This is a genomic window from Acrocarpospora phusangensis, from assembly GCF_016862995.1.
GTDB classification, from domain to species: Bacteria; Actinomycetota; Actinomycetes; order Streptosporangiales; family Streptosporangiaceae; genus Acrocarpospora; species Acrocarpospora phusangensis.
This window is the reverse complement of record NZ_BOOA01000017.1, coordinates 14,759-37,836: the sequence shown is the minus strand read 5'-3', so window position 1 is coordinate 37,836 and position 23,078 is coordinate 14,759. Positions and strand designations below refer to the sequence as shown.

General features: G+C 71.6%; 18 protein-coding genes. 5 read left to right on the top strand and 13 right to left on the bottom strand.

All coding sequences use genetic code 11. The annotated features are described in order from the left end of the window. Window positions 1-8: 8 nt before the first annotated feature. From Aph01nite_RS12700 to Aph01nite_RS12690, 3 genes are all read right to left on the bottom strand, one after another. On the bottom strand, window positions 9-485 hold the full coding sequence (locus Aph01nite_RS12700) for a GntR family transcriptional regulator (RefSeq protein WP_204041038.1): 477 nt from the start codon (window positions 483-485) through the stop codon (window positions 9-11). A 157-nt stretch (window positions 486-642) separates the two neighbouring features. Beyond that, a complete protein-coding gene (locus Aph01nite_RS12695) occupies window positions 643-1,350 on the bottom strand; it encodes a JAB domain-containing protein (RefSeq protein ID WP_204041037.1) in 708 nt (235 codons plus the stop codon). A gap of 532 nt (window positions 1,351-1,882) precedes the next feature. Continuing rightward, window positions 1,883-2,584 (bottom strand): GntR family transcriptional regulator, encoded by a 702-nt coding sequence (locus Aph01nite_RS12690; RefSeq protein WP_204041036.1) that lies wholly within the window; start codon window positions 2,582-2,584, stop codon window positions 1,883-1,885. A 125-nt stretch (window positions 2,585-2,709) separates the two neighbouring features. On the opposite strand from Aph01nite_RS12690, the gene Aph01nite_RS41395 reads away from it, so the two are divergent. The 3 genes from Aph01nite_RS41395 (at window position 2,710) to Aph01nite_RS12675 (ending at window position 6,012) form a co-directional block, all read left to right on the top strand. Further along, window positions 2,710-3,162, top strand: a complete 453-nt coding sequence (locus Aph01nite_RS41395) for a hypothetical protein (RefSeq protein ID WP_239161628.1) — start codon at window positions 2,710-2,712, stop codon at window positions 3,160-3,162. 214 nt (window positions 3,163-3,376) lie between these two features. Continuing rightward, a complete protein-coding gene (gene dapA / locus Aph01nite_RS12680; RefSeq protein ID WP_204041035.1) occupies window positions 3,377-4,294 on the top strand; it encodes a 4-hydroxy-tetrahydrodipicolinate synthase in 918 nt (305 codons plus the stop codon). Between the two features lie 32 nt (window positions 4,295-4,326). Beyond that, window positions 4,327-6,012: a ribonuclease J gene (locus Aph01nite_RS12675; protein ID WP_204041034.1), complete on the top strand. Its 1,686-nt coding sequence runs from the start codon at window positions 4,327-4,329 to the stop codon at window positions 6,010-6,012. Between the two features lie 52 nt (window positions 6,013-6,064). On the opposite strand, the gene Aph01nite_RS12670 is transcribed toward Aph01nite_RS12675, so the two are convergent. Next, window positions 6,065-7,621, bottom strand: a complete 1,557-nt coding sequence (locus Aph01nite_RS12670; RefSeq protein WP_239161627.1) for a DHA2 family efflux MFS transporter permease subunit — start codon at window positions 7,619-7,621, stop codon at window positions 6,065-6,067. Between the two features lie 11 nt (window positions 7,622-7,632). Next, window positions 7,633-11,166: an AfsR/SARP family transcriptional regulator gene (locus tag Aph01nite_RS12665; RefSeq protein WP_204041032.1), complete on the bottom strand. Its 3,534-nt coding sequence runs from the start codon at window positions 11,164-11,166 to the stop codon at window positions 7,633-7,635. A 37-nt stretch (window positions 11,167-11,203) separates the two neighbouring features. On the opposite strand from Aph01nite_RS12665, the gene Aph01nite_RS12660 reads away from it, so the two are divergent. Together Aph01nite_RS12660 and Aph01nite_RS41390 are read left to right on the top strand one after the other, a co-directional pair. After that, window positions 11,204-11,701 carry a DUF402 domain-containing protein gene (locus Aph01nite_RS12660; protein WP_204041031.1) on the top strand — a complete coding sequence of 166 codons (498 nt, stop codon included), beginning with the start codon at window positions 11,204-11,206 and terminating at the stop codon, window positions 11,699-11,701. Between the two features lie 163 nt (window positions 11,702-11,864). Continuing rightward, window positions 11,865-13,493, top strand: a complete 1,629-nt coding sequence (locus Aph01nite_RS41390; RefSeq protein ID WP_373872290.1) for an aldehyde dehydrogenase (NADP(+)) — start codon at window positions 11,865-11,867, stop codon at window positions 13,491-13,493. A 185-nt stretch (window positions 13,494-13,678) separates the two neighbouring features. Here Aph01nite_RS41390 and Aph01nite_RS12650 read toward each other — a convergent pair whose 3' ends face one another. The 8 genes from Aph01nite_RS12650 to Aph01nite_RS12615 all read right to left on the bottom strand — a co-directional run bounded on the left by Aph01nite_RS12650 (window position 13,679) and on the right by Aph01nite_RS12615 (window position 22,917). Beyond that, complete coding sequence (locus Aph01nite_RS12650; protein ID WP_204041030.1) at window positions 13,679-14,953, bottom strand: pectate lyase family protein; 1,275 nt, start codon at window positions 14,951-14,953, stop codon at window positions 13,679-13,681. A gap of 96 nt (window positions 14,954-15,049) precedes the next feature. Then, complete coding sequence (locus Aph01nite_RS12645) at window positions 15,050-16,366, bottom strand: ABC transporter substrate-binding protein (protein ID WP_204041029.1); 1,317 nt, start codon at window positions 16,364-16,366, stop codon at window positions 15,050-15,052. Beyond that, window positions 16,359-18,392, bottom strand: coding sequence for a DUF6807 family protein (locus Aph01nite_RS42445; RefSeq protein WP_204041028.1), 2,034 nt, complete (start codon window positions 18,390-18,392; stop codon window positions 16,359-16,361). The genes Aph01nite_RS12645 and Aph01nite_RS42445 overlap by 8 nt, the downstream gene beginning before the upstream one ends. After that, window positions 18,389-19,447 (bottom strand): mandelate racemase/muconate lactonizing enzyme family protein, encoded by a 1,059-nt coding sequence (locus Aph01nite_RS12635; protein WP_204041027.1) that lies wholly within the window; start codon window positions 19,445-19,447, stop codon window positions 18,389-18,391. The genes Aph01nite_RS42445 and Aph01nite_RS12635 overlap by 4 nt, the downstream gene beginning before the upstream one ends. Next, window positions 19,444-20,310, bottom strand: coding sequence for a 5-dehydro-4-deoxyglucarate dehydratase (locus Aph01nite_RS12630; RefSeq protein WP_204041026.1), 867 nt, complete (start codon window positions 20,308-20,310; stop codon window positions 19,444-19,446). Before Aph01nite_RS12630 ends, Aph01nite_RS12635 begins: the two co-directional genes overlap by 4 nt. Further along, the gene (locus Aph01nite_RS12625) at window positions 20,307-21,197 is read right to left on the bottom strand and encodes an NAD-dependent epimerase/dehydratase family protein (RefSeq protein ID WP_204041025.1); all 891 of its coding nucleotides are present in this window, start codon (window positions 21,195-21,197) and stop codon (window positions 20,307-20,309) included. Before Aph01nite_RS12625 ends, Aph01nite_RS12630 begins: the two co-directional genes overlap by 4 nt. Next, the gene (locus Aph01nite_RS12620; RefSeq protein WP_204041024.1) at window positions 21,197-22,075 is read right to left on the bottom strand and encodes a carbohydrate ABC transporter permease; all 879 of its coding nucleotides are present in this window, start codon (window positions 22,073-22,075) and stop codon (window positions 21,197-21,199) included. The genes Aph01nite_RS12625 and Aph01nite_RS12620 overlap by 1 nt, the downstream gene beginning before the upstream one ends. Beyond that, entirely contained in the window at window positions 22,072-22,917 is an 846-nt protein-coding gene (locus Aph01nite_RS12615) for a carbohydrate ABC transporter permease (RefSeq protein ID WP_239161625.1), read from the bottom strand. The genes Aph01nite_RS12620 and Aph01nite_RS12615 overlap by 4 nt, the downstream gene beginning before the upstream one ends. Window positions 22,918-23,078: the final 161 nt, after the last annotated feature.

The window sequence follows — 23,078 nt, the reverse complement described above, 5'->3', positions numbered from 1 at the left end:
AGTGGTCGCTATTTCGGCCACTTCTCCGGCTCGTTGGGGTAGGTCCCGCGATGCGGAACCGTGAACACCCAGCCCTGCTCCCGCAGTCGCTGTACGGCCTGGCGGGCGGTGACCTTGGAAACACCGTACTGGTCGATCAGGCCCTGCTCGCTGGGGATCGGGCGATTCGGCGGGAGCTCCCCGGTGCGGATGCGTTCCGCCAGTTCCGTCGCGATCTGCTGGTAGCGGGGGATCTTGCGCAGGCCCCGGGGTGAGCCTTCCGTGCCGACGAACGTGCCCTCGCCCTGGACGGTGAAGGCCAGGCCCTGCTCCCTGAGTTCCCTGGCCACCCGGCGGGCGGTCGTTCTGGCTATGCCGTACTCGTCGACGAGTTCCGCCTCGCTGGGGATCGGGCTGCCTTCGGGCAGGTCGCCGCTGCGGATGCGTTCGGCGATGACATCCGCGATCTGCTTGTAGACGGGGTTCGGCCCCTCGCGATCGAGCACATACGGATGCTATCCAAAACCGGACATGGCACCACAAACCAGACACCTGATCAGGTGTCTACAGACGTATGTAATACGAGCGAAGACATTGCTATGTCGTAGGCGAGTCGCTAACTTGATCCGCAGGGAGTTCGGGCAGGTCCCACCCGCCCGGCCGCTAGGGGCGGCTCTCGTGGGGGTTCCCGTGCGAGAGGCCGTCCCGGCGGTCGGGCGGATCGATCCGGCGCCAGGCGGTGTCGGTGACGACGAGGTGGTCGAGCAGGCGGAGGCCGACGGTCTCGGCGGCGAGATGGAGGTGCGCGGTGACGGCGACGTCGGAGGGGCTCGGCTCCAGGGAGCCGCTCGGATGGTTGTGGGCGAGGCCGAAGGCGGCGCCGCCCGAGACGAGGACGGTGGTGATGATGTCGCGGACCGGGGCCGGCGTGTGGTCGCTGCCGCCCTCGCTCACGACGGCCCGGCGCAGGATGGTCCCGCGCCCGTCGCAGACGACCACGACCAGGCGCTCCCTGGCGTGGCCGTGGAGCATCGGCGCGACCGCCCGGGCCAGATCCGACGAGGACGCGATCCTGGCCCGCTCCGGCTGGGTCTGGGCTCGTCTGACCAGGTGGAAGGCGGCGGAGATGCGGGCGGCCTTGGCCGGGCCGACCCCCGGCACGGCCAGCAGCCGATGCGCCTCCGAGCGCGCCAGCTCGGTCAGATCCCCGCAGTGCTCGATCACCCGCGACGCCAGCTCGACCGCGCTCACACCCCGGCTGCCCGACCCGAGCAGCAGCGCGAGCAGCTCACGATCCGCGAGCGCCACCGCCCCCGACGCCAGCAACCGCTCCCTCGGCTGGTCGGCAACCGGCATGTCCTTGACCCGCATCTCCACCCCCGACTCAGAGACCCACCCCGGTTCTACCAGCCCCCACCGACGTTCCCCCCACCCCGACACCCCACCTCAAAGCCCCGCTCCGGTGTTCGGCCAGCTTCGCCCGTCCGCCCCGGTGTCCGGACGGTGGCGGCACGCGATTCCCCGCCTGCTTCGCGGACGCCGCAGCCTGCGTCCGGCGCCTTCGCGGCTCTGGTCCAGGACGCGGGTTCCCACGCCGCGCGGCCGTGACCGGTCGGTCCGCCGCTCCCGTCGGAGGAACACCCGCCGTCCCGGCCCACGCCCCAGCCCCGGCGAACCACGACCGCCCGTTTCTCCCGCCGCCCGTGTACGCCCCGCCCCGCTCGCCCATCACTGCGCTCCGACCGTTGTCCCGACCGTTGTCCCGGCGCTTCCGCTGGCTCCGACGCGGGCGGTTCCGACTCATGCGGATTCATTCGATGTGGTCACGCACGCTGACATACCGGTCACGACCCCCGTGCGGACGGAGGCGACTCTGGCGTACGCGTGCGGAGTGCCGGAGCGATCAGGGCACGGGGAGGCTGTAGACGAGGCGGAACTGGTCGCAGGGGATGACGATGTCGCTGGTCTCGACCGGGCGGTCGCCGGACCAGTGGGTGCGTTCGATGTGGAGCACGTGGACGCCGGCGGGAAGGTCGAGGACGTCGCTCTCGGCGGGCTGGGGCACGCGGCTGGAGACGTGCTCGATCACCTCGGTGATCTTCATGCCGAGGGCGGAGAGGCGGGCGGCGATGTTGCTGGCGTCCTCGGAGCCGTCCCCCAACCCGACCGGTTCGTACGACGTGGCCAGCTGCACGGGTTTCCCGTCGCCGCGATAGACGAAGCGGGTTCGGGTGATGGGGGCCGCGATGTCGAGGCGCAGACGGGCCGCGATGTCGGGGGTCGCCTCGGCGGGTTCGGACTGCCAGTCCCAGGTGGCGCGCCGGCCCTGGGCCTGCATGTCGGCGGAGAACGGGGCCTGGCCCCGGTGCAGGGGGAGCAGGGTGGGGCGCTGCCTGACCCGGTGGCCGGAGCCGACTCGGCCGATGATCAGACCTTCCTGCGCCAGGACCCGGAGCGCGTGACGGGCGGCGGTCTCGCCGACGCCGTACTTGCGGGTGATCTGGTGCCGGGACGGGATCGGGGCTCCCGGTGGGAGGGTGCCGTCGGTGATCTGTCGGCGGAGGTCCTCAACGACGCGCAGGTAAACCGGATCGGAGTTGGCCATCCATCCATCCCTCGGATTGTGAAGCGTTTTCCAATCTTGGCGTATCCGACGGACAACCCAGAGTAATGGACATGATCTGTGATTCCAACTTTACGCGTCATCACCAGGCCGTCTCGGGAGGATGAGTGGGGGCTCGTGAGGTTGATCATCCGGGCGAACGGGACGGGAACGCCCATGATCCTTCCGGCCTTCCCCAGGAGCCCATCGACCTTCCGGAGGACGGACCGCTCCCCGAAGACACCACGGATCCGCCCGGACGGGACAGGCCCGGCCGCGCGTCTCCCCGTAATCTCCCCGGCGGGTACGAGGTGCACGGACTCCACGTAGCCCCCGCCCAGCCGGGTTGCGAGGCGCTGCTGTGGCTGCCGCCGGTGCCCCGGACCGACCGCACCCGGGTGCGCCAGCACACCTGCGAATGCCGCGCCACCATCTACGAGCTCTGCCAGGCGGGCGGCCTCCGCTTCATCCGCCGTACGGTCAGGGGACCGGACGGATCCCGGATCCACGAGACGGAGCGGGTCGTCACGGCCAGGGCCGAGCAGGTGTGGCTGAGGCTGCTGCTGGGGCAGGCCCGCTGACCTGCGGCTTACTCCAGTCCCAGAAGCGCGAAAAATTCTCTCCAGGAGTCTGTAACGCGCCCGTAAGAAACCGCGATTCTCCGGATAGAGGCCGCTGATGTGTGTACCCCCGAGCACATATCGGCGGCCTCTTTCTCGTTCCCGCCCGCCGTGACAGGGGGCTAGCGGGGTGGCGAGGTCCACCGTTTCGGCGGATCCGGGTAGCGTTCGGTCTATGGCCCCGCCAACTCGAACCTCCGACGCCCCCTTCGGCCGCATGCTCACCGCCATGGTGACCCCGTTCAACGCGGATGGAGCGGTCGACTACCCGGCGGTGCAGCGACTCGCCACCTATCTCGTGGACGAGCAGCGCAACGACGGCCTGGTCGTGAGTGGCACGACCGGAGAGTCCCCGACCACCACGGACGCGGAGAAAGAGCGCATCCTGCGGGCGGTGCTGGAGGCGGTGGGGGACCGGGCGACGGTCATTGCCGGGGTGGGGACCAACGACACGCTGCACAGCGTCGAGCTGGCGCGCGCGGCGCAGCGGGCGGGAGCGCACGGGCTGCTGGTGGTGACGCCGTACTACAGCAAGCCGCCGCAGGAGGGGCTGTACCAGCATTTCGCCACGGTCGCCGACGCGACCGCGCTGCCCGTCATGCTGTACGACATTCCGGGCCGGACCGGCGTGCCGATCCAGGTGGAGACGCTGCTCCGGCTGGCCACCCATCCGGCCGTCCTCGCGGTCAAGGACGCCAAGGCCGACCTGTTCACCAGCTCCCTGGTCAACGCCCACACCGAGCTGGCCTTCTATTCTGGGGATGACACGCTCAACCTGCCCTGGCTGTCCGTCGGCGCGGCCGGGTTCGTCAGCGTGATCGGTCACGTCGCGGGGGCGGACCTGGCGGCGATGATCGCGCACTACCGGGCCGGGGAGGTCGCGGCCGCGCTGGAGATCCACCAGCGCCTGCTCCCCGTGGTTTCCGGGATCATGAACCGCGCCGGGGGCGCGATCATGGCGAAGGCCGCGCTGAGACTTATCGGCCAGGACGCCGGCGTGGTCCGGCTCCCGCTGGTCGACGCAACAACCGAACAAATCGCGCTGCTCCGCGCGGATCTCGTCGCGGGCGGCCTCAAAATCACAGGAGACTGAGTGCTTTCAGGAGAACATAGCGAGGATCGCCGATGAGCCATCCTCACCCCGAACTCGGCCCCCCTCCGCCGCTTCCCGAGCATGGTCTGCGCATCGTCGCGCTCGGCGGCCTCGGGGAGATCGGCCGCAACATGGCGGTCTTCGAGTTCGAAGGGCGACTGCTGATCGTCGACTGCGGGGTGCTGTTCCCGGAGCCCGACCAGCCCGGCGTCGATCTGATCCTGCCGGACTTCGAGTACATCCGCGGGCGCCTGGACGACATCGAGGCGGTCGTGCTGACCCACGCGCACGAGGACCACATCGGGGCGGTGCCGTACCTGCTGCGGGAGCGGCGGGACATTCCGCTGGTCGGCGCGAAACTGACGCTGGCGCTGATCGAGGCCAAGCTCACCGAGCACCGCATCCAGCCGGTCAAGCAGGAGGTGGTGGAGGGGCAGCGGCACCGGTACGGGCCGTTCGAGTGCGAGTTCTTCGCCGTCAACCACTCCATTCCGGACGCGCTGGCGGTGGCCGTGCGCACGCCGGCCGGGATCGTGCTGCACACCGGCGACTTCAAGATGGACCAGCTGCCGATGGACGGCCGGCTGACCGACCTGGGCGGTTTCGCCCGGCTCGGTGCCGAGGGCGTGGACCTGCTCATGTCCGACTCCACCAACTCGGAGGTGCCGGGCTTCGTCACCAGCGAGCGGGACATCGCGCCGGTCATCGACGACGTGATCAGGACGGCCGAGAAGCGCATCATCGTGGCCTGCTTCGCCTCGCACATCCACCGCGTGCAGCAGGCCATCGACTCCGCCGAGAAGTACGGCCGCAAGGTCGCCCTCATCGGCCGTTCGATGGTCCGCAACATGGGCGTGGCCCGCGACCTGGGCTACCTGAGGGTGCCGCCGGGCCTGCTGGTGGACTCCCGCGAGATCGAGGAGTGGCCGCCGGAGGACGTGGTGCTGATCTGCACCGGTTCCCAGGGCGAGCCGATGGCCGCGCTCTCCCGGATGGCCAACCGGGACCACCCGATCCGGGTGGCCGAGGGCGACACCGTGCTGCTGGCCTCCTCGCTGGTGCCGGGGAACGAGACGGCGGTCAACAAGGTCATCAACGGGCTGACCCGGTGGGGGGCCCGCGTGGTGCACAAGGGCAACGCGCTGGTGCACGTGTCCGGGCACGCGGCGGCCGGTGAGCTGCTGTACGTGCTGAACGCCACCAAGCCGTCCAACTTCATGCCGGTGCACGGCGAGTGGCGGCACCTGCGGGCGCACGCCAAGCTGGCGCGCCTGACCGGCGTCCCGGACGAGAACATCGTCATCGCCGAGGACGGCGTCGTGGTGGATCTGCTGGACGGCCAGGCCAAGGTGGTCGGCGCGGTCCCGGCGGGCTACGTGTTCGTGGACGGCACGTCCGTGGGGGACATCACCGAGGTGGCGCTCAAGGACCGCCGCATCCTCGGCGACGAGGGCTTCATCTCGGTCGTGGTCGTGGTCGACACGACGACGGGCAAGCTGTCGGGCGGGCCGGAGATCACCGCCCGCGGCTCCGGCATCGACCCGGACTCGCTGGACCTGGTCATCCCGCAGATCGAGCGGGCGCTGCAGGACGCGGCGGCCGACGGGGTGGCGGACGTGCAGCAGATCCGGCGGGTGCTGCGCCGCACGCTGGGCCGGTGGGTGAGCGACTCCTACCGCCGCCGCCCGATGATCATCCCGGTGGTCGTGGAGATCTAGTACGGCCGAACGGCGCGTGACCTGGGGTCACGCGCCGTTCGTGTGTGATCGGTCAGCCGGTTCTGGCCGGTTCGTCCACCTGGCCTTCGTCGTCCAGGACCACCTCGGGGATCTCCTTGGGGACGCCGCGCAGCGCGTACAGGACGGTGAGGGACAGGACGGCGAGGAGGCAGGCGCCGGTGAGGGCGCTCACCTGCATGCTGTCGATGTAGGTGCGCTGGGCCGCGCCGACCAGGGCCTCGGCCAGGTCGGGCGGGAGCGTGGCGGCCACCTTGAACGCCCCGCCGAGGGACTCGCCGGCCGCCTCCGCGACGCCGGCGGGCAGGCCGGGGGGCGGGGTGAGCCGCTGGCTGTACAGGCCGCCGATGACGCTGCCCAGCACGGCGATGCCGAGCGAGCCGCCGACCTCGGTCGCGGTCTCGGAGATGGCCGAGGCCGCGCCCGCCCGCTCCCGCGGCACCGCGGCGAGGATGGTGTCGTTGGTGACCGCGAAGGTGAAGCCCATGCCCACGCCCGAGATCATCATCGCGGGCAGCATGAGCAGGTACGGCGTGTCGAGTTCGATCAGGCTGTACAGGAACAGCCCGCCGCCGGTGAGCAGCAGTCCGAGCGTGACGACCTTGGCCCGGCCGATCGCGCTGACCAGGACTCCGGCGAGACCGCCGCCGATGGCCGCGGAGAACCCGCCCGGGAGGCCGGCCAGCCCGGCCACCAGCGGCGACCAGCCCCGGATGAGCTGGAAGTACTGGGCGAAGGCGACCGACATGGCCAGCATGGCGAAAAGGATGATCACGTTGGCGCCGATCGAGCCGGTGAACGCGCGGTGCCTGAACAGCCGGACGTCGATGAGCGGTTCGGCCAGCCGGGTCTGCCGCCGGACGAACACGACCAGGGAGAGCACGCCGATCGCGGCCGAGATCCAGACCGCGCGCTCGCCGAGGCCGTCGTGGGCGGCCACCTTCATCGCGTACACCAGGCCGATGACGCCGGCGAACGAGAGCGGCACGCTGATCAGGTCGATCGGGCGGGAGCGCGGGTTGCGGGACTCGGGCAGCAGCAGCCAGCCGCCGATCAGCAGCAGGGCCGTGATGGGCACGTTGATCAGGAACACCGAGCCCCACCAGAAGTGGTCCAGCAGCAGCCCGCCGACGACCGGGCCGCCCGCGAAGCCGAGGGCGGAGATGCTGCTCCAGATGCCGACGGCGGCGGTGCGCTCCTTCGGGTCGGTGAACACGTTCCTGATGATCGACAAGGTGGACGGCATGACGGTCGCCCCGGCCACGCCCAGCAGGGCGCGGGCCGCGATCAGCAGTTCCGGCGTCGGCGCGTACGCGGTGAGCGCGGAGGCGGCGCCGAACGCGGCGGTGCCGATCAGCAGCAGCCGTTTGCGGCCGATGCGATCGCCCAGGTTGCCCATGGTGATCAGCAGGCCGGCCAGCGCGAAGCCGTAGATGTCCAGGATCCACAGCAGCTGGGTGGCGGAGGGGGCGAGGTCCTCCATCAGCTTGGGCATCGCCTGGTGCAGCACGGTGAGGTCGAGCGCGAGCAGCAGCATGGCCAGGCAGGAGATGACCAGCGTGCCCCACTTGCGGGTGTTCGTTACTGGCACTGAGGAAGAAGTCATGGGAGCAGCGTGAGGGAGGCCGCTGACCAGCTGCCCACCGCTCGCTGACGGCCGCTGACGAGGCCGCGCTCATGCGCCTGTTCGAAGCCCGCGGGGCCCAGCGCGGCCCGGCACTGCTCGGCCACCCAGGTGCGGTCCGGGTCGTCGGGGTCGTTGCCGTCGCGCAGGGCGGTACTGACGCCGAGCAGGGAGGCGGCGCGGACCTGGTCGCCGCGGAGCAGCTCGACCCCGGCCAGGCCCTCGGCGACCCGGGCGGAGATGAGCAGGTTGCGGTGCGGGAAACCGGAGGCGAGGGCGGCGCGGTACCAGTGCTCGGCCTGGTCGGGCTCGCCCTCCGCGATGCAGATCCAGCCGAGCGCGATCTGCGCGACCAGCCGGATCTCGTCCGCGCTGAACCATTCGCCCGAGCCGGTCAGCGCGGCCTCGCAGAGCCGCCGGGCGGCGGGCAGGTCGCCCTCGCGGCGGGCCAGCTCGCCGAGGCCGATCCGGGCGCGGGCCAGCATCTCCGGAGCGCCGGCCCGGCGGGACAGCTCCGCGGCCCGCTCGAAGTCGGCGCGCGCCGCGTCCCGCGTGCCGGCGGTGACGGCGAGGTTGACGCCCCTGCGGCACAGCAGCTCGGCCAGGTCCACCGTGGCGTCGAGGCGCTCCATCAGCTCCATGGCCCGCTCGATGTAGGCGAGCGCGCCGGGCCGGTCACCCCGCCATTCGGCCACGTCGGACAGCCCGATCAGCGTCATCGCCATGCCCCAGCGCTCGCCCAGGGCCTCGAAGGCCCGGTAGGCCGGCGTCAGCGCGCCCTCGGCGTCCTCGGTGTGCCCCTCCAGGAGGGCGAGCAGCCCCCAGCCGAACTGGGCGAGCGCGTGGGTCCACGGATCCATCGCCATCCGCCGCTGCTGTTCCATCAGGTAGTCGGACCTGTCCGGCGTGGGCGGCCCCATGACCATCGCCCAGAGCACGTTCAGGTACGGCTGTCGCGGCAGCCAGTTGATCGTGCGCATGATCTCGTCGGCGCGTTCCAGGTGGGGCCGCAGGTCCATCGCCACGTCCCCGCCGGTGGCCAGGGTGAGCACGCACAGCGCGTACTCCTCGCGTTCCGGGGGCTCCGGGCCGAGCTTGGCGAGGAGCTCGCCCGCCAGTCCCGCGCTCTCGCTGCGCAGGCCGCGCAGCCACCAGTACGAGGTCAACGCCGAGAACAGCCGCAGGGCGCTGTCCTCGTCGGCGCGGTGCAGCGCGGAGACGAGGTTGTCGTGCTCGGTGTCGAGCTGACGCAGCCAGTCCAGCTGGTCGGCCGTCCGCAGCCACGGATCCGCCGTCTCCGCCAATTCCACGAAATATCCGACGTAGGCGGAGTGGAGGGCGTCGCTTTCGCCGGCCTCGGTGAGCTTCTCGGCGCAGAACGCCCGGATCGTGTCGAGCATGCGGTACCGGTCGCCGGCCACTTCGAGCAGGGACTTGTCGGCCAGGCCGGTCAGCAGGTCGACGACGTCGTCGGCGGGCAGGCCGCTCACCCGCTCGGCGGCGGCCAGCGTCGCCCCGCCCGCGAACACGGTCAGCCGCCGCGCCAGCGTCCGCTCGGCCTCGTCGAGCAGGTCCCAGCTCCACTCGATCACCGCCCGCAGCGTACGGTGCCGGGGTTCGGCCACCCTGCTCCCCCGGGAGAGCAGCCGGAAGGTGTCCGTACGCTCCAGCCGGGCCGAGATCTCGGCGGCCGTCAGCGAACGCAGCCGGGCGGCGGCCAGTTCGATCGCCAGCGGCAGCCCGTCCAGGGCCCGGCAGATCCTCGACACCGGGCCCAGGTCGTCGGCCGTCAGCGTGAAATCCGGGCGTACGGCGGAGGCGCGGTCGGCGAACAGCCTCATCGCCGGGTACGCCAGCGCCTCCGCGAGGGTCGCGTCCACCGGCGGCAGGGCGAGCGGCGGGACCGGGCAGAGCCGCTCCCCGGTGATGCCCAGCGGTTCCCGGCTGGTGGCCAGCACCCGCAGGTCCGGGCAGGCGCCGAGCAGCCTGCCCGCCAGCGCGGCGGCCGCCTCGATGACGTGCTCGCAGTTGTCCAGAACCAGCAGCAGCGCCCGGTCGGCCAGCGCGCTCGCCAGCCGGTCCAGCGGGTCGGCCGGCTGCCGCACGGCGGACCGCAGCATCCAGGTCTCCCGCAGCCCCACCGCCGCGAGCACGGCCTGCGTCACCTCGGAACCATCCGCCAACGGCGACAACTCGACGAAACAGACCTCGATCCCGTCCCGCGCGCCGGTCCCGCCGCCCGCAGACGTCGTACGCCCTCGCGCGCGTCCCGGAGGCGTCGAGTTCTCTTGCGTGTGTCTGGATGTTTGCGCGCGTTCCGGAGGTGTCGGGTTCTTTTGCGCGTATCCGGATATTTCCGGGCGTTCCAGAGGTGCGGAGTGGCTGGGTGGCTCCGGGCGTTTCGGAGGTGCGGAGTGGCTGGGTGGCTCCGGGCGTCTGGCGCTGCTCGCCTGGATGGCAGCTTCGATGGCGAGGCGGGTTTTGCCGGTGCCGCCGGGGCCGGTCAGTGTCACCAGGCGGGACTCGGCCAGCAGGCCGCCGATCACGGCCAGTTCGTCGCCGCGACCGATCAGCGGGGTCAGCTGGGCCGGGAGGCCGGTGCGCGCGGGCGGGGCCTCCGCGCGCAGGATGGCCAGGTGGATCCCGGCCAGTTCGGGGGAGGGGTCCGCGCCGAGTTCGTCGGCGAGAGTCCGGCGTGCCTCCTCGTACGCCGCGAGGGCTTCGGCGGGCCGGCCGGAGGCGACCAGGGCGCGCATGAGCAGGCCGCGGAGGCGTTCCCTGAGGGGGTGCGCGGCGACCAGGTCGGCCAGTTCGGCGGTGAGGTCGTGGCCGGCGGCCGGAGCGTGGCCGAAGTCGGCTTTGGTGGTGCGGTGGCCGGTGGTGCCGTGGCCGAAGTCGGCTTTGGTGGTGCGGTGGCTGGCGGTGCCGTGGCCGTAGTCGGCTTTGGTGGTGCGGCGGTCGGCGGTGCCGTGGCCGAAGGCGGCGGTTGGGGTGATGTCGGCGGTGGGGTTCAGGCTGAGGACGGCGTCGGCGTGGTCTTCGAGGGCGGTCAGGCGGAGTTCTTCGAGGCGGACGGCGGCGGACGCCAGGTTCTCGCCGAGGTCGGCCAGGGCGGGGCCGCGCCAGAGGTCCAGGGCTTCGCGGAGCAGGCCGGCGGCTCCGCGGTGGTCTCCGACAGCGAGAGCGGCCCGGCCGGCGGCGGCCAGGCGCTCGAACCGGCGGGCGTCCACGGACTCGGGGTCCACGTCCAGCCGGTATCCCGCCGGGTGGCGTACGATCACGGGCTCGTCCAGCAGTTGGCGGAGCCGGGAGACCTGGGCCTGGAGGGCGTTGGCGGCGCCGGTGGGCGGGTCCTCGCCGTACAGGCCGTCGATGAGGTGGTCGACGGTGACCACGCGGCCGGCGTCCAGGGCCAGCATCCCGAGCAGGAGCCGCAGGCGGGGGCCGCCCACGGCGACCGTCTCCCCGCTGTCCCGGCGGACCTCCGTCGGGCCCAGGATGCCGAACCGCATACGTCAATTCTGGCGCACGATCAGTTATTGTCGGCTGATGTCCGGCATCGAGGTGGTCTATCGCAAGTACGGCGGCATCCTGCACTGGAACCATCCGGCCACGCGGCTCGGCGAGGACGAGCACGGGGTGTGGGTGGGCTGCCCCGCCGGAACCGTCGGCCGGCTGGGGGAGGGGCCGCCGGTGGTCTGGCAGCGGCCGTTCGTGCTGCTCTTCCCGAGGGACACGTGGTGGACGGCGACGTTCAACCCGGTCGGGCACAAGATGGCGGTCTACTGCGACATCACCACCGTGCCGGAGTGGCGGGACGGCGAGGTCACGATGATCGACCTGGACCTGGACGTGATCAAGCGGGCCGACGGCACGGTCTTCCTCGACGACGTGGACGAGTTCGCCGAGCACCAGGTCTGGTTCGGGTACCCGCCGGACGTGATCGAGAACGCGGAACGCGCGGCGGAGTGGCTGATGGCGGCCGTCGCCGCGGGAACCGGCCCGTTCGGCGGCGCGCACCGGCGCTGGCTCGACCAGGTCAGCTGACGCCCCTAGGCTCGATCGGCGGCCGTCGGCGCCGCTGACTCGGCTCCGTGGGTCAGGACCACCCCGGCTCCATGATCAGCAGATGGCCCTGCTTTCGTAATACGAGCACTTATCCCAATAAAGTGGCACATATTACTGAAAGGTGGCTAAAATGATCATTTCGTTGGATCCACGGACTGGCCAGGCGGTCGGCGAGCCGATCCCGGAGAGCACGGAAGAGCAGGTCGCCGCCATCGTGGAAGCGGCGGCCACCGCCGGACGGGCCTGGCGCGCCGCCTCCGCCGCCGACCGGGCCGCCGTCCTGGAGTCGGTCGCGGACGCGCTCCTGGCGAGCGCCGACGACCTGTGGCGCGCCGCCGACACCGAGACCGCCCTCGGCGAGGTACGGCTCCGCGGCGAGATCGGCCGTTCCGCCGGCCAGTTCCGTTTGTTCGCCGAAGTCCTGCGTGACGGCGGCTACGTGGACGCGATCATCGACCACGCCGACCCCGGGCTGACCCCTCCCCGCCCGGACATCCGGCGGATGAACCAGCCGTTGCCCGGTGTGGTCGGGGTGTTCGCCGCGAGCAACTTCCCGTTCGCGTTCTCCGTCGCGGGCGGCGACACGGCCTCCGCCCTGGCCGCGGGCTGCGCGGTCGTGGTGAAGGCCCATCCCGGGCATCCTGTCCTGTCCGAGCTGGTCGCCACCGTGGTCCGGCGGGCACTGCCGGCGCCGGAGCTGCTCGGCCTCGTGCAGGGCGCGGACGCCGGGCGTTACCTCGTCCAGCACCCGTCCGTGGCCGCGGTCGGCTTCACCGGCTCGATCCACGGGGGCCAGGCCATCCAGCGCCTGATCAACGAGCGTCCCGACCCGATCCCGTTCTACGGCGAGCTCGGGAGCGTCAATCCCGTCGTCGTGCTGCCGTCCGCGCTCGACGGCGACGTGGCGGCCCTGGCGAGCGGTTTCGCGGGGTCGCTGACGCTCGGCGTCGGCCAGTTCTGCACCAACCCCGGCCTGCTCTTCGTGCCGGACGACGACACCCTGATCAAGGCCATCGCGGACGCGGTCGCCGCGACGACCGGCGGCCCGATGCTCACCCCGAAGATCCGCGACGGGTACGAGGAGGGCGTGGCCCGGCTCGCCCTCGGCGCGGTCCCGCTCGCGAGCGGCCAGGACGACGCCCTCGCGGGAGGCGTTGTCGCGGCGGGCAGTGGGGTCACGGCCTCCGGCGGCGCGACGTCCGGCGGCGTGGTCTCCGGCGGTGCGATGTCCGGTGGTGCTGCCTCCGGTGGTGCGATGTCCAGCAGCGCGGCCCCCGGCGGTGCTCTGGCGGGCGACATTTCCGGTATTGGAGATGCTGTGCCGCAGGTGTTCGTCACCGACATGGATAACTTCGCGGGCCGTCTCCCCGACCTGGCCGAGGAGTGCTTCGGCCCTGCGGCGCTGGTCGTGAAATATGGGGACGTCTCGAAGGTCGGGGACGTCCTGGAAAGCCTCCCGGGTTCGCTGACGGCCACCGTGCACGCGACCGACCCCGCCGAAGCCGAGCAGATCGTCCCCGTCCTTACCCGCCTCGCCGGCCGCGTGATCTGGAACGGCTGGCCGACCGGTGTCGCCGTCTGCTGGGCCATGCACCACGGCGGCCCCTGGCCCGCCTCGACCTCCCCGGCCCACACCTCGGTCGGGGCCACCGCGATCAGTCGCTGGCTGGCGCCCGTCGCGTACCAGAGCTGGCCGGAGGCGCTGCTGCCCCTGGAGTTGCGTGACGCCAACCCGCTCAACGTCCCCCGCCGGGTGGACGGGGTCCGCTGAGGGATCCGCGCGCGGCCGTGGGAGCCCGGTCGCGCGCGGAAGAGTGAGGCGCCGGGCCGGTCACGCCGGCCCGGCGCGGTCAGCGCCGGTGCAAGTGCCCGCGCGTCCGGAGCCCTGCGTGTCCGGAACCTTGCGTGTCAGGAGCCCTGCGTGTCAGGAGGCCTGCGCGTCAGGAGGCCTGCGCGTCAGGAGACTTCGCCCGCGCCCGCGTGCCGGGACACCGAACGCCGCACGTCCTCAGCCGGTTCGACGGCCGTGTGCAGGGTCGGCGTCCAGCCCGCGTCCGGCAGGAAGTCCGGGTCGTTCTTGGCGTTGTACACGGCCACCAGGTCGATGGGCGTGACCTTGCCGCCGACCCGCAGCACGTCGCCGCGGGTCGTCAGCGCCGTCCCGCCCCAGTTGTAGAGCAGCGTGGCCGGATCGACCGCCCGGCCCAGCCGGAAGAAGTTGTTCTCGGCGAAGATCTGCGACTGCACGCCCACCCCGAGCGCGTAGACGAAGTCCTCCGCGTCCGGGATCTCGTAGTAGTTGTTGTAGACGTGCACCTGCCCGAAGCGCACCCGCGGCAGCCGCTGCAGCGTGGTGTCGAACGCGTTGTGGTGCACGGTGACCCTGAGCTTGCCCAGGTCCTGCGCCGGGTTGTTGGTGGACCCGATCAGCATGGTCTTGTCGTGCCCGCGGAAGACGTTCCACGAGACGGTCACGAAGTCGGACCCGTTGGTGATGTCCAGCTGTCCGTCGTGCACCTGGTACGGCCGCCCGAAGTACACCGGCTGCGCCGAGTCCGGGTTCCTCCCGTCGGTGAAGGTGTTGTGGTCGGCCCACACGTGCGTGGACCCGGTCACCGAGATGTTGTCGTACAGCGAGTTCCAGTTGCCGGTCGCGCCGTCGGTCGGGTCCCACTGCGGGAAGCAGTCGTACGCGTCCTCGAAGGTGATGTTCCTGATGATGACGTTGTCGACCTTGTCCACGTGCAGGTTGAACCCGCGCAGGACGGCGCCGGGCAGCCCGACGATGGTGGTGTTCGCGCCGACCTTGCGCTTGATGTGCGCGGTCTGCGCGGCGGCGGAGGCGGCCCTGGCGTCCTCCATCGGGCCGGACGGGTCGGCGGTGCCCCAGGTGGCGGGGTCGTAGGCGGCCAGGTATCCGGCCAGGGTGTAGCCGTTCCTCGCGTACGAGGCGCAGGTCAGCTTCCGGCCGGCGTCGTCGGTGTTGCCGTCGACGACGCCCTTCACGTAGATGATCTTCGGGCCGGGGGCGGCCAGGGCGGTCACGAACTGGGACCGAGTGGAGACCTGGTGGATGGTCGTGGCGGCCGACCCGCCCGTCGTACCGGCGCCTTCGGAGCCCCAGCCGTCACCGGCGGGGAGCGTCTGGCGGCCGAGGTCCACGGCGGCGGCGGGGGCGGTCAGGAGGCAGGAGACGGCCAGTAAGGCCGTCGCCAGAGCGGTTTTGCGCATGGGTCGGGAACTCCTCACGAAAGGGGGTCCGCGCGGCTCCCGCCAGGTCAGGGGGCGGGAGACGCGCGGTGGTCAGGGATGTTCACGGATGCGTAGTCACCCGCCGTTGCGCTGCTTCCAGCCGGCCTGCGCCTCGGTCAGCGCGTTCGCGATCTGGTCGAGCAGCTGGCTCGCCGGCGCCTCCCCGAGCAGGACCTTCTGGAAGACCGGCTCCGCGTCGGTCTTGGTGATCGCGTTGAACTCCGGCAGGTAGTACGGCATCTGAACGATCTTGGTCGCGGGGTCGTTGAGGACTTCCACGGCGGCCGAGATGTGCTGCCGCTCGCCGATCCACGCCTCGCCGTTGACCTCGGTGTTGGCCGGCAGCACGCCGGTCTTGTCGGCCCAGTAGCTGTCCATCTCCTTGGACGCGGCGAACTCGGCGAACTTGAACGCGAGGTCCTTGTTCTTGCCGCTGGAGAAGACGCCGATCCCGGCGACCGGGTTGGACAGCACGACCCGGCCCGCGCCCTCCGCCGGGCGGGGCACCGGCAGGGCCGCCACCTTGTCCGCGCCGAGGGTGTTCACGTGGTCGTTGTAGGAGCCCAGGTTGTGCTGCATGATCCCGATGCTGCCGCCGTCGAACTGGGCGACCATCTTGGGGTAGTCGTTGGTCACGTCGGCGGTGGGCGTGTGCGCCTTGTAGAGCTTGACCAGGCGTTCCAGCGCGGCCACGTTCTTCGGGTCGTTCACGGTGGACTTGCCGGCGGCGTCGAAGATCTCGGTGATGCCGGACTGGCCGTACACGACTTCGAGCATCTGGGCGATGGAGCCGGCCGCGCCGCGGATGGTGAAGCCGTTGCGGTTCTGGTCCTTGTCGGTGAGCTTCTCCACGGTGCTGAAGAACGCGTCCCAGGTCTGCGGGGGCTCCAGCCCGGCTTCCTTGAGCCAGTCGGTGCGGTACCAGAACACGCCCATGTTGGTCGACAGCGGCACCATGTACGTCTTGCCGTCCGGCACGGTGGCCTTCACGGTGTTGACGACCTGCTCGTTGAGCTTGCCGTTCAGGCCGCCGCCGGCGATGCGGTCGTCCACCGCGTCCAGGGCCTTGCGGGCCACCATGTTGCCCAGCATCGCGGTGGAGACGCCGCCCACGTCGGGCAGGCCGCCGCCGGCGATGGCGGTGTCGTACTTCTGCTGGGCCTGGGCGATGGGGATGCCGACGTACTGCACGTCGACGGTGGGGTTGGCCTTCTCGAACTCGGCGATGATGTGCTCCCACACCGGGGTGCGGGCCGGGCCGCCGTTGTCGTCCCAGAAGGTGATCTTCGTTTTGGCGTCGCCGGAAGGGGTCGTCGCCTCGCCGCCGCACGCGGACAGTGTGCTCACTGCGGTCACTGCGACGATCGCGGAGATGAACAGGCGTCTAGCCATGATCGGATGCCTTTCTCGTTGGATTTCCCCCCGACGTTCTGAGGGCGAGCGCCTCGGCCTGGCCACGGGTCAGCCGCCCGTCCGCCACCACCGTGACGACCCGCCGGGTGAGCGTGCGCTCCACCACCAGCGGCCGGTCCCAGGCCAGGGCGGGACCCACGCCCGGGTACTCCTCGACCCGGGCGAACCAGGCGTCCCCCGGGTCCTCGTCCTGGACGAAGAGCAGCGTCCAGTCGCCCTCCGGCGCGCTGCCGGACAGGGCCAGCCAGGGCGAGCGGCTGCCGTGCGGCTCGCCGCCGTCCTGGACGAAACAGTCCCGGCCGGTCGAGGAGCCGGGCGCGCGCCAGAAGAAGCCGCCGTAGCCCGCGCCGGCCCTGCCCTTGGTGGCCGAGCTCTGGACCAGCAGCCGTTCGCCGGTCAGGTCGCTCAGCGTGAACCGGAAGTCCAGCGCCCAGCACCCGGCCAGCGGCACGGCCGTCACCGTGCGCTGCTCCTCCAGGATGTCCACGCCGTCCGGACCGGCCCAGCGCAGCACCTCGGTGAACCCGTGGTCGTCCCTGCGGGTGAACGTCACGTGCCGCTGCACGCCGTGGTCGTCCAGCCAGGTCGGCCCGACGTCCCGGACGTACGTGCGGCCGCCCCAGAAGTTGCGCCCGCCCACGTCCGCGATCGCGACCGACACTCCCAGGTGGTGCACGTGGTCGGCCGGGTTCAGCTCGGTCACCGTGACCCCGCCCAGCGTGCGCACCGGATGCAGGTACGGCCGGGGCGACAGCGTGGCCGCGAGCTCGGGCCGCCAGCTGTACTCGGCCACCGGCCGGTCGCCCACCCGCAGCACCGTCCGCGGGGCGGCCCACGGCACGTCCAGCTCGGAGTAGAGGGACAGATGCTCGGCGCTGCGCGCGGTCAGGTTGGCGATCCCCGGCAGCACCCGCCGTACGGCGGTTCCGTGCTCGTCCCGGTCGATCTCCTGGTGCTCGTCGGGGATCGCCACCGGGTCCGGCGCCAGCCGGATCGCCTCCAGCACCCGCATGAACGCGCCCGTGCCCGCCAGCGGCACCAGCAGCGGCTCCCCGTCCGTGACGTGCGCGACCAGGTTCTCCAGCAGGTCGGTACGGGCGTACGCCACCGTGGTCACCTCCCGGCAGACCCGCTCCACCCGCACCCGGTCCAGCGTGTAGGTGAGCGTGATCCGCCCCTCGGTGCCGTGCACGATCACGTACGGCTCGTGCCGCCGCGACGCCGTGAGGCTCACCGCCACCGTGATCGGCGGCCCGTCCGCGAGCCGGACGCGCAGGCAGGAGGTGTCGTCGGCCTCGATGGCGTTGGCGTGGTAGAGCTCCACGTCCACGCCGGTCACCTCGTCGGCGGAGCCGCGCCCGGCGACGGCCAGCGCGGTCGCCACGGCGTGCGCGAACGGGTTGGTCAGCGCCCCGTCCATCACCTCGACCCCACCCGCCCGCCGCCGCCCGGCCCAGGCGGAGCGGGTGAAGTACGCGGTGTCGCGCTCCCACGCTCCGGCCACCCCGATGCCCTTCACCCGCCCCACGACTCCGTCGGCGATCAGCTGCCGGATGGCCGGGATCGCCGCGGACCCGAGGCTCTGGAACCCCACCTGGCATCCCAGCCCGGTCCTGGCCGCCGCCGCCGCGATGCGCTGGAAACCGGCGAACGTGGCCGCGGGCGGCTTCTCCAGCAGCAGGTGCGACCCCGCCTCCAGCGCCCGCACGGCCAGGTCGGCGTGGGTATGGATGGGCGTCACCAGCACGGTGACGCGCGCGCCGGTCCGCTCGATGAGCCTGCCGAGGTCGCCGGACTGCTCCGGCCGTCCCAGCCCGCGCAGCCGCTCCGGCTCGACCGGCCGTACGTCGCACACCCCCGCCAGCCGGACGATCCCGGCCTCGGTGAGCCTGCGCAGGTTGTCCAGGTGCCACCACCCGTGCCCGTACGCGCCGGCCAGCACGACCGGCACGGGCGCGCGGGTCAGCAGCGGCGCCGGGGTCTCATGTCGAGCCGTGCCGTTCATCGGTGGCCTCCGATCGGTTGGAAGCGGATCCCATGGCCCAGGTGGTCGCGTGCCTTGAGCCCGCCGGGCCCGAGCTCGACGGGCGAGGCGGCCAGCAGCCCGAGCGCGGTGAAGGAGGCGTCCTCGACGTCCTCGACCATGCACGGCAGCGGGAGCGCCAGCGCGAGCTGCCCCGACAGCTCGGGCAGCAGATGCGGATAGGTGGGCACGCTGTAGGCGCGGGCGAGTTCGGCGATGCGCAGCAGCGGGGTGATGCCGCCGACCCTGACCACGTTGGGCTGCACGATGTCGCACGCGCCCGCCGCGAGCAGGTCGCGGAACTCGTAGACGGTGTAGTTGCTCTCGCCGACCGCGATCGGCACGTCGACCAGGCCGCGCAGCCGGGCCAGGCCGTCGATGTCGTCGGCGGGCAGCGGCTCCTCCACCCAGTGCAGCCCGTACGGTTCCAGGGCGGCGATGGCGCGGCGGGCCTGGGGGAGGTTCCAGCGCTGGTTGGCGTCGACCATCAGGAGCGTGCCGGGGCCGATGGCCTGGCGTACGGCCGCCACGCGTTCGACGTCGTCGTCGCGGCCGACCTTGATCTTCACGGCCGGGTAGCCGGTCCAGCGCGCGGCCTGCCGGAGGAGTTCGGGGAGGGTGTAGTGGCGGTTGACGCCGCTGCCGTACACGGGGACGGTGTCGCGGCGGCGGCCGAGCAGGTCGGCCAGGCCGAGCCCGGCCCGCAGCGCCCGCAGGTCCCACAGCGCGATGTCCACCGCGGCCAGCGCGATCGTGGTCAGCCCGCCGCCGCCCGCTTCCCGGAGCGAGGACCAGAGGTGGTCCCAGACGAGTTCGGGATGGGCGGGCAGGCCGGCGACCAGGTCGGCGATCTCGCCGTCGAGCAGGGCCCGCGCCGCCGTCGCGCCGATCTTGGGCGTCCAGGAGAAGCCGGTGCCCACGCTGCCGTCGGCCAGGGTCAGCTCGCAGGCCACCACGTGGTTGGCGGGCACGTCGGGGCCCCACGGGCGGGGCAACTCCGCCCGGTGCAGTTCGGTGCGCAGCCCGGTGACGGTCATAACAGGCTGAGCCCGGTCTTGATGAGCCCGTCGAGCTCGTCGAGGTGGTCGGGGGACAGGTCGGTCAGCGGCGGGCGTACCGGGCCGACGTCCAGGCCGCGCAGGCGCACCCCCGCCTTGACCAGGGAGACGGCGTAGCCGGGGACGCGGCCGCGGAGCCGTACGAGGGGGGCGTAGAAGTCGGTGAGGAGGCGGTCGTGGCCGGAGCGGAAGGCCAGGGCGATCTCGGGGGCGAACGCGAAGACGGCGGAGGAGTAGAGGGTGACGCCGATGGCCCGGTAGGCGGGGATGGTCAGCTCGGCCGTCGGCAGGCCGTTGAAGAAGGTGAAGTCCGGGCGGCCGGCCAGGGCGAGCACGATGCGCTGGATGCGGTCGATGTCGCCGACGCCGTCCTTCAGGCCGACCACGCCGGGGATCTCGGCGAGTTCCAGGACGTCCTCGGGGTCCAGGACGACCGAGTCGCGGGCGTACACGATGACGGGCAGGCCGACGGAGGCGACCGCGCGGACGTAGGCGAGGTAGCCGCCGCGCGGGCCTTTGGCCAGGTAGGGCGGCATCAGCAGGAGGCCGTCCGCGCCCGCGTCCAGGGCGGCGCGGGCCTGGCCGAGCGCGGCCCCGAGCGGACCGCCCGCCCCGGCCACCACCGGCGCGCGACCGGCCACGGTGCCGGTCGCCACCCTGACGGCCTGGGCGTGCTCGGCCTCCGACAGCGCGGTGAACTCGCCGGTGCCGCAGGCCACGAACACCCCGCCGGGGCCGTGGCGCATGCCGGCCGCGATGTGCTCGGCGAGCACGTCGCCGGCCAGCCTGCCGTGCGGGTCGAACGGGGTCACGGGGAAGAACAGGACGCCGGTGAGGTTCATGTGAGGTCTCCCAGTTCGGTACGCCAGCTGCGCTTGGCCTGCCAGCCGAGCAGACGTTCGGCCTTGGCCGAGGAGAACGCGGGCGAGGTGCCGGTCAGCACGGAGGCGTGCCCGGCCGTGGCCGGGATGACGGACGGCAGCAGCTCCGCCAGCGGGTGCCTGGCCAGCGCGTCGGCGGCCCCGGCGAAGAACACCTCGCCGCTGGGCAGCTCGTAGAGCCGCTCGATCAGGGTCAGCAGCAGGTCGGAGGCGTCCCGCGCGTCCACGTAGTTGAACAGCGACACCCCGGCGATGCCGGGCCGTTCCAGCCGTTCCCTAATGGTGTGCCCGGACTGGGTGGGCATGCCCTCCCACTCCTCCGGCGCCACCACGAAGCACGGCCGTACGGCGGCCAGCCGCAGGTCCGGGTGGGCCCGCGCGAACGTGGCCATCACCTGCTCCGCGACCAGCTTGGAGACGCTGTAGGCGTTCCACGGCGCGACCGGGTGCGCCTCGTCGATGGGCAGGTAGGCGGGAGTCCATCCGCCGGGGGCGCCGTACCCGATCACGGTCGGGCTGCTCGCCACCACGATCCGGGAGACGCCCAGCGCGGTCGCGGCCTCGCAGACGTTGAACGCCAGCTGGCTGTTGACCCGGAACGTCAGCCCGTCGGTACGGCTGAACGGCGTCGCCACCGCCGCCAGGTGCACGACGGCGTCGGGCCGGAACCGGCTCATGACGCCGAACGCCTCGCCCAGGTCGGTCAGGTCGGCGGGGAGCGTGACCGCCGCCTCCGCCGGGGTGCCCGGCGCGGTGTCGATGCCGATCACCTCATGCCCGGCCTGGGCCAGGGCGACGACCACGCTGCGGCCGAACCTGCCGGCGCTGCCGGTGACCAGGACGCGCATCAGCCCTTCACCGCCCCGGCCGACATGCCCTGCACGAGGTAGCGCTGGATGACGGCGAAGACCAGCACCACCGGCACGGCGGCGACGACGCCGCCGGCGGCCAGCGCGCCGAAGTCGACGCTGAACTCGCCGATGGTGAACGCCAGTCCGACCGGCAGGGTGAACTTCTCCTGCTCGCTGACGAACATGAGCGCGAACAGGAAGTTGTTCCAGCTGTGGATGAAGGCGAACGAGCCGACCGCGACCAGCGCGGGCCGCAGCATCGGCAGCACGACGGCGAAGAAGCCGCGCAGCCGGCTGCACCCGTCCACCCAGGCCGCCTGCTCCAGCTCGACCGGGATGTTCTTGATGAATCCGCTGATCAGGATGAGTGACAGCGGCAGCTGGAAGACGGTCTCGGCGATCACCAGCGCCCACAGCGAGTTGACCAGGCCGAGGGTGCGGAAGATCTCGAACAGCGGGATCAGCATCATCGCGCCCGGGATGAACTGGGTGCAGAGCATCGCGACCAGGAACAACTGGCGGCCCCGGAAGTCGTAGCGGGCCAGCGCGTACCCGCCGGACAGGGCGATCACCGTGGTCGAGATCAGCGAGGCCACGCCGACCAGCAGGCTGTTCTGGAAGAACATGCCGAAGCCCATGCCGGTCCACACGGTGGTGAAGTTGTCGAACGTGATCGGCCACGGCAGCAGCGAGTCCGAGCCGCGCGGGCGGAACGCGAAGACCAGCATCCAGTAGAAGGGCACCAGCGTGAACAGCAGGTAGAGCCCGAGCGGGAGGTAGATCTGCCAGCGGCTGACCCGGTGGGGCGACCGGCTCCTGGGCGGGGGCGTGCGCACCGGCAGGGGCAGCTGGGCGCGGGGCAGGGTGGTGGTCACGTACGCGCTCCGAACTTGCTCAGCCTCAGATAGGCGATCGAGAAGAAGGTCAGGATCAGGAAGGCGGCCGTCGTCAGGGCCGAGCCGTACCCGAAGTCGTGGGACTGCACGGCTTTGGCCGCGACGTACAGGGGGAGCGTGGTGGTCTGGTGGGCGGGGCCGCCGCCGGTCAGCGTGTAGAGCAGGTCCACGTTGTTGAACTCCCACACCGCGCGCAGCAGGGTGGACAGGATGATCGCGTCCTTGAGGTGCGGCAGCGTGATGTGCAGGAAGCGGCGGACCCGGGTGGCGCCGTCGACGGCGGCGGCCTCGTACAGGTCGTTGTTGATCGTCTGCAGGTCGGCCAGGAGGAGGATCGCGAAGAACGGCACCCCGCGCCAGAGCTCGGCCACCACGGCCGCGGCGAACACCGTGTCCGGGTCGGCCAGCGGGGCGGTGTCGTACGAGCCGATGCCCAGGTCGGCGAGGTAGCGGAAGACGCCCGTGGTCGGGTTGTAGAGCAGGATCCAGATGCCCGTGGTGAGCACGCCGGAGACCGCCCACGGCGAGAAGACCAGCGCGCGGGAGAGCGCGCGGCCGACGAACGTCTCGTTGACGATCAGCGCCAGCGCCAGGCCGAACAGCAGCTGCAGCGTGACCTCGACCAGCACCCATTTGGCGCTGAAGCCCAGGCTCTGCCAGAAGAGCGGGTCGTCCAGCATGGCCTGGAAGTTGGCGAGTCCGGCGAAGCCGTCCTCCCACGGTTTGCTCACGTTGTAGTGCTGCAGGCTGTAGTAGAGCACGCTGGCCATCGGGTACACGAGGAACCCGAGCATCGCCACGACCGCCGGCGCGATCAGCACATAGGGGGTTCTTGGCTTTCCTGGCCGCCGGGGGCGACGGCGTCTTCCTTCCACGGCGACCGCCATGGCCGGTAACTCCTTCAGTTGGAGGGGAAGTTCTGCAACCGGTTGCACGAAACATGGCATTCACCCCCAGGAAACGTCAAGGGGTAAGTTTGGAT

Excerpts from the sequence above, each read along its gene's own strand:
- Aph01nite_RS12695 (WP_204041037.1), bottom strand. The coding sequence starts at position 1,350 with ATGCGGGTCAAGGACATGCCGGTTGCCGACCAGCCGAGGGAGCGGTTG.
- Aph01nite_RS12690 (WP_204041036.1), bottom strand. The coding sequence starts at position 2,584 with ATGGCCAACTCCGATCCGGTTTACCTGCGCGTCGTTGAGGACCTCCGC.
- dapA (WP_204041035.1), top strand. The coding sequence starts at position 3,377 with ATGGCCCCGCCAACTCGAACCTCCGACGCCCCCTTCGGCCGCATGCTC.
- Aph01nite_RS12675 (WP_204041034.1), top strand. The coding sequence starts at position 4,327 with ATGAGCCATCCTCACCCCGAACTCGGCCCCCCTCCGCCGCTTCCCGAG.
- Aph01nite_RS12665 (WP_204041032.1), bottom strand. The coding sequence starts at position 11,166 with ATGCGGTTCGGCATCCTGGGCCCGACGGAGGTCCGCCGGGACAGCGGG.
- Aph01nite_RS12660 (WP_204041031.1), top strand. The coding sequence starts at position 11,204 with ATGTCCGGCATCGAGGTGGTCTATCGCAAGTACGGCGGCATCCTGCAC.
- Aph01nite_RS12650 (WP_204041030.1), bottom strand. The coding sequence starts at position 14,953 with ATGCGCAAAACCGCTCTGGCGACGGCCTTACTGGCCGTCTCCTGCCTC.
- Aph01nite_RS12645 (WP_204041029.1), bottom strand. The coding sequence starts at position 16,366 with ATGGCTAGACGCCTGTTCATCTCCGCGATCGTCGCAGTGACCGCAGTG.
- Aph01nite_RS42445 (WP_204041028.1), bottom strand. The coding sequence starts at position 18,392 with ATGAACGGCACGGCTCGACATGAGACCCCGGCGCCGCTGCTGACCCGC.
- Aph01nite_RS12635 (WP_204041027.1), bottom strand. The coding sequence starts at position 19,447 with ATGACCGTCACCGGGCTGCGCACCGAACTGCACCGGGCGGAGTTGCCC.
- Aph01nite_RS12630 (WP_204041026.1), bottom strand. The coding sequence starts at position 20,310 with ATGAACCTCACCGGCGTCCTGTTCTTCCCCGTGACCCCGTTCGACCCG.
- Aph01nite_RS12625 (WP_204041025.1), bottom strand. The coding sequence starts at position 21,197 with ATGCGCGTCCTGGTCACCGGCAGCGCCGGCAGGTTCGGCCGCAGCGTG.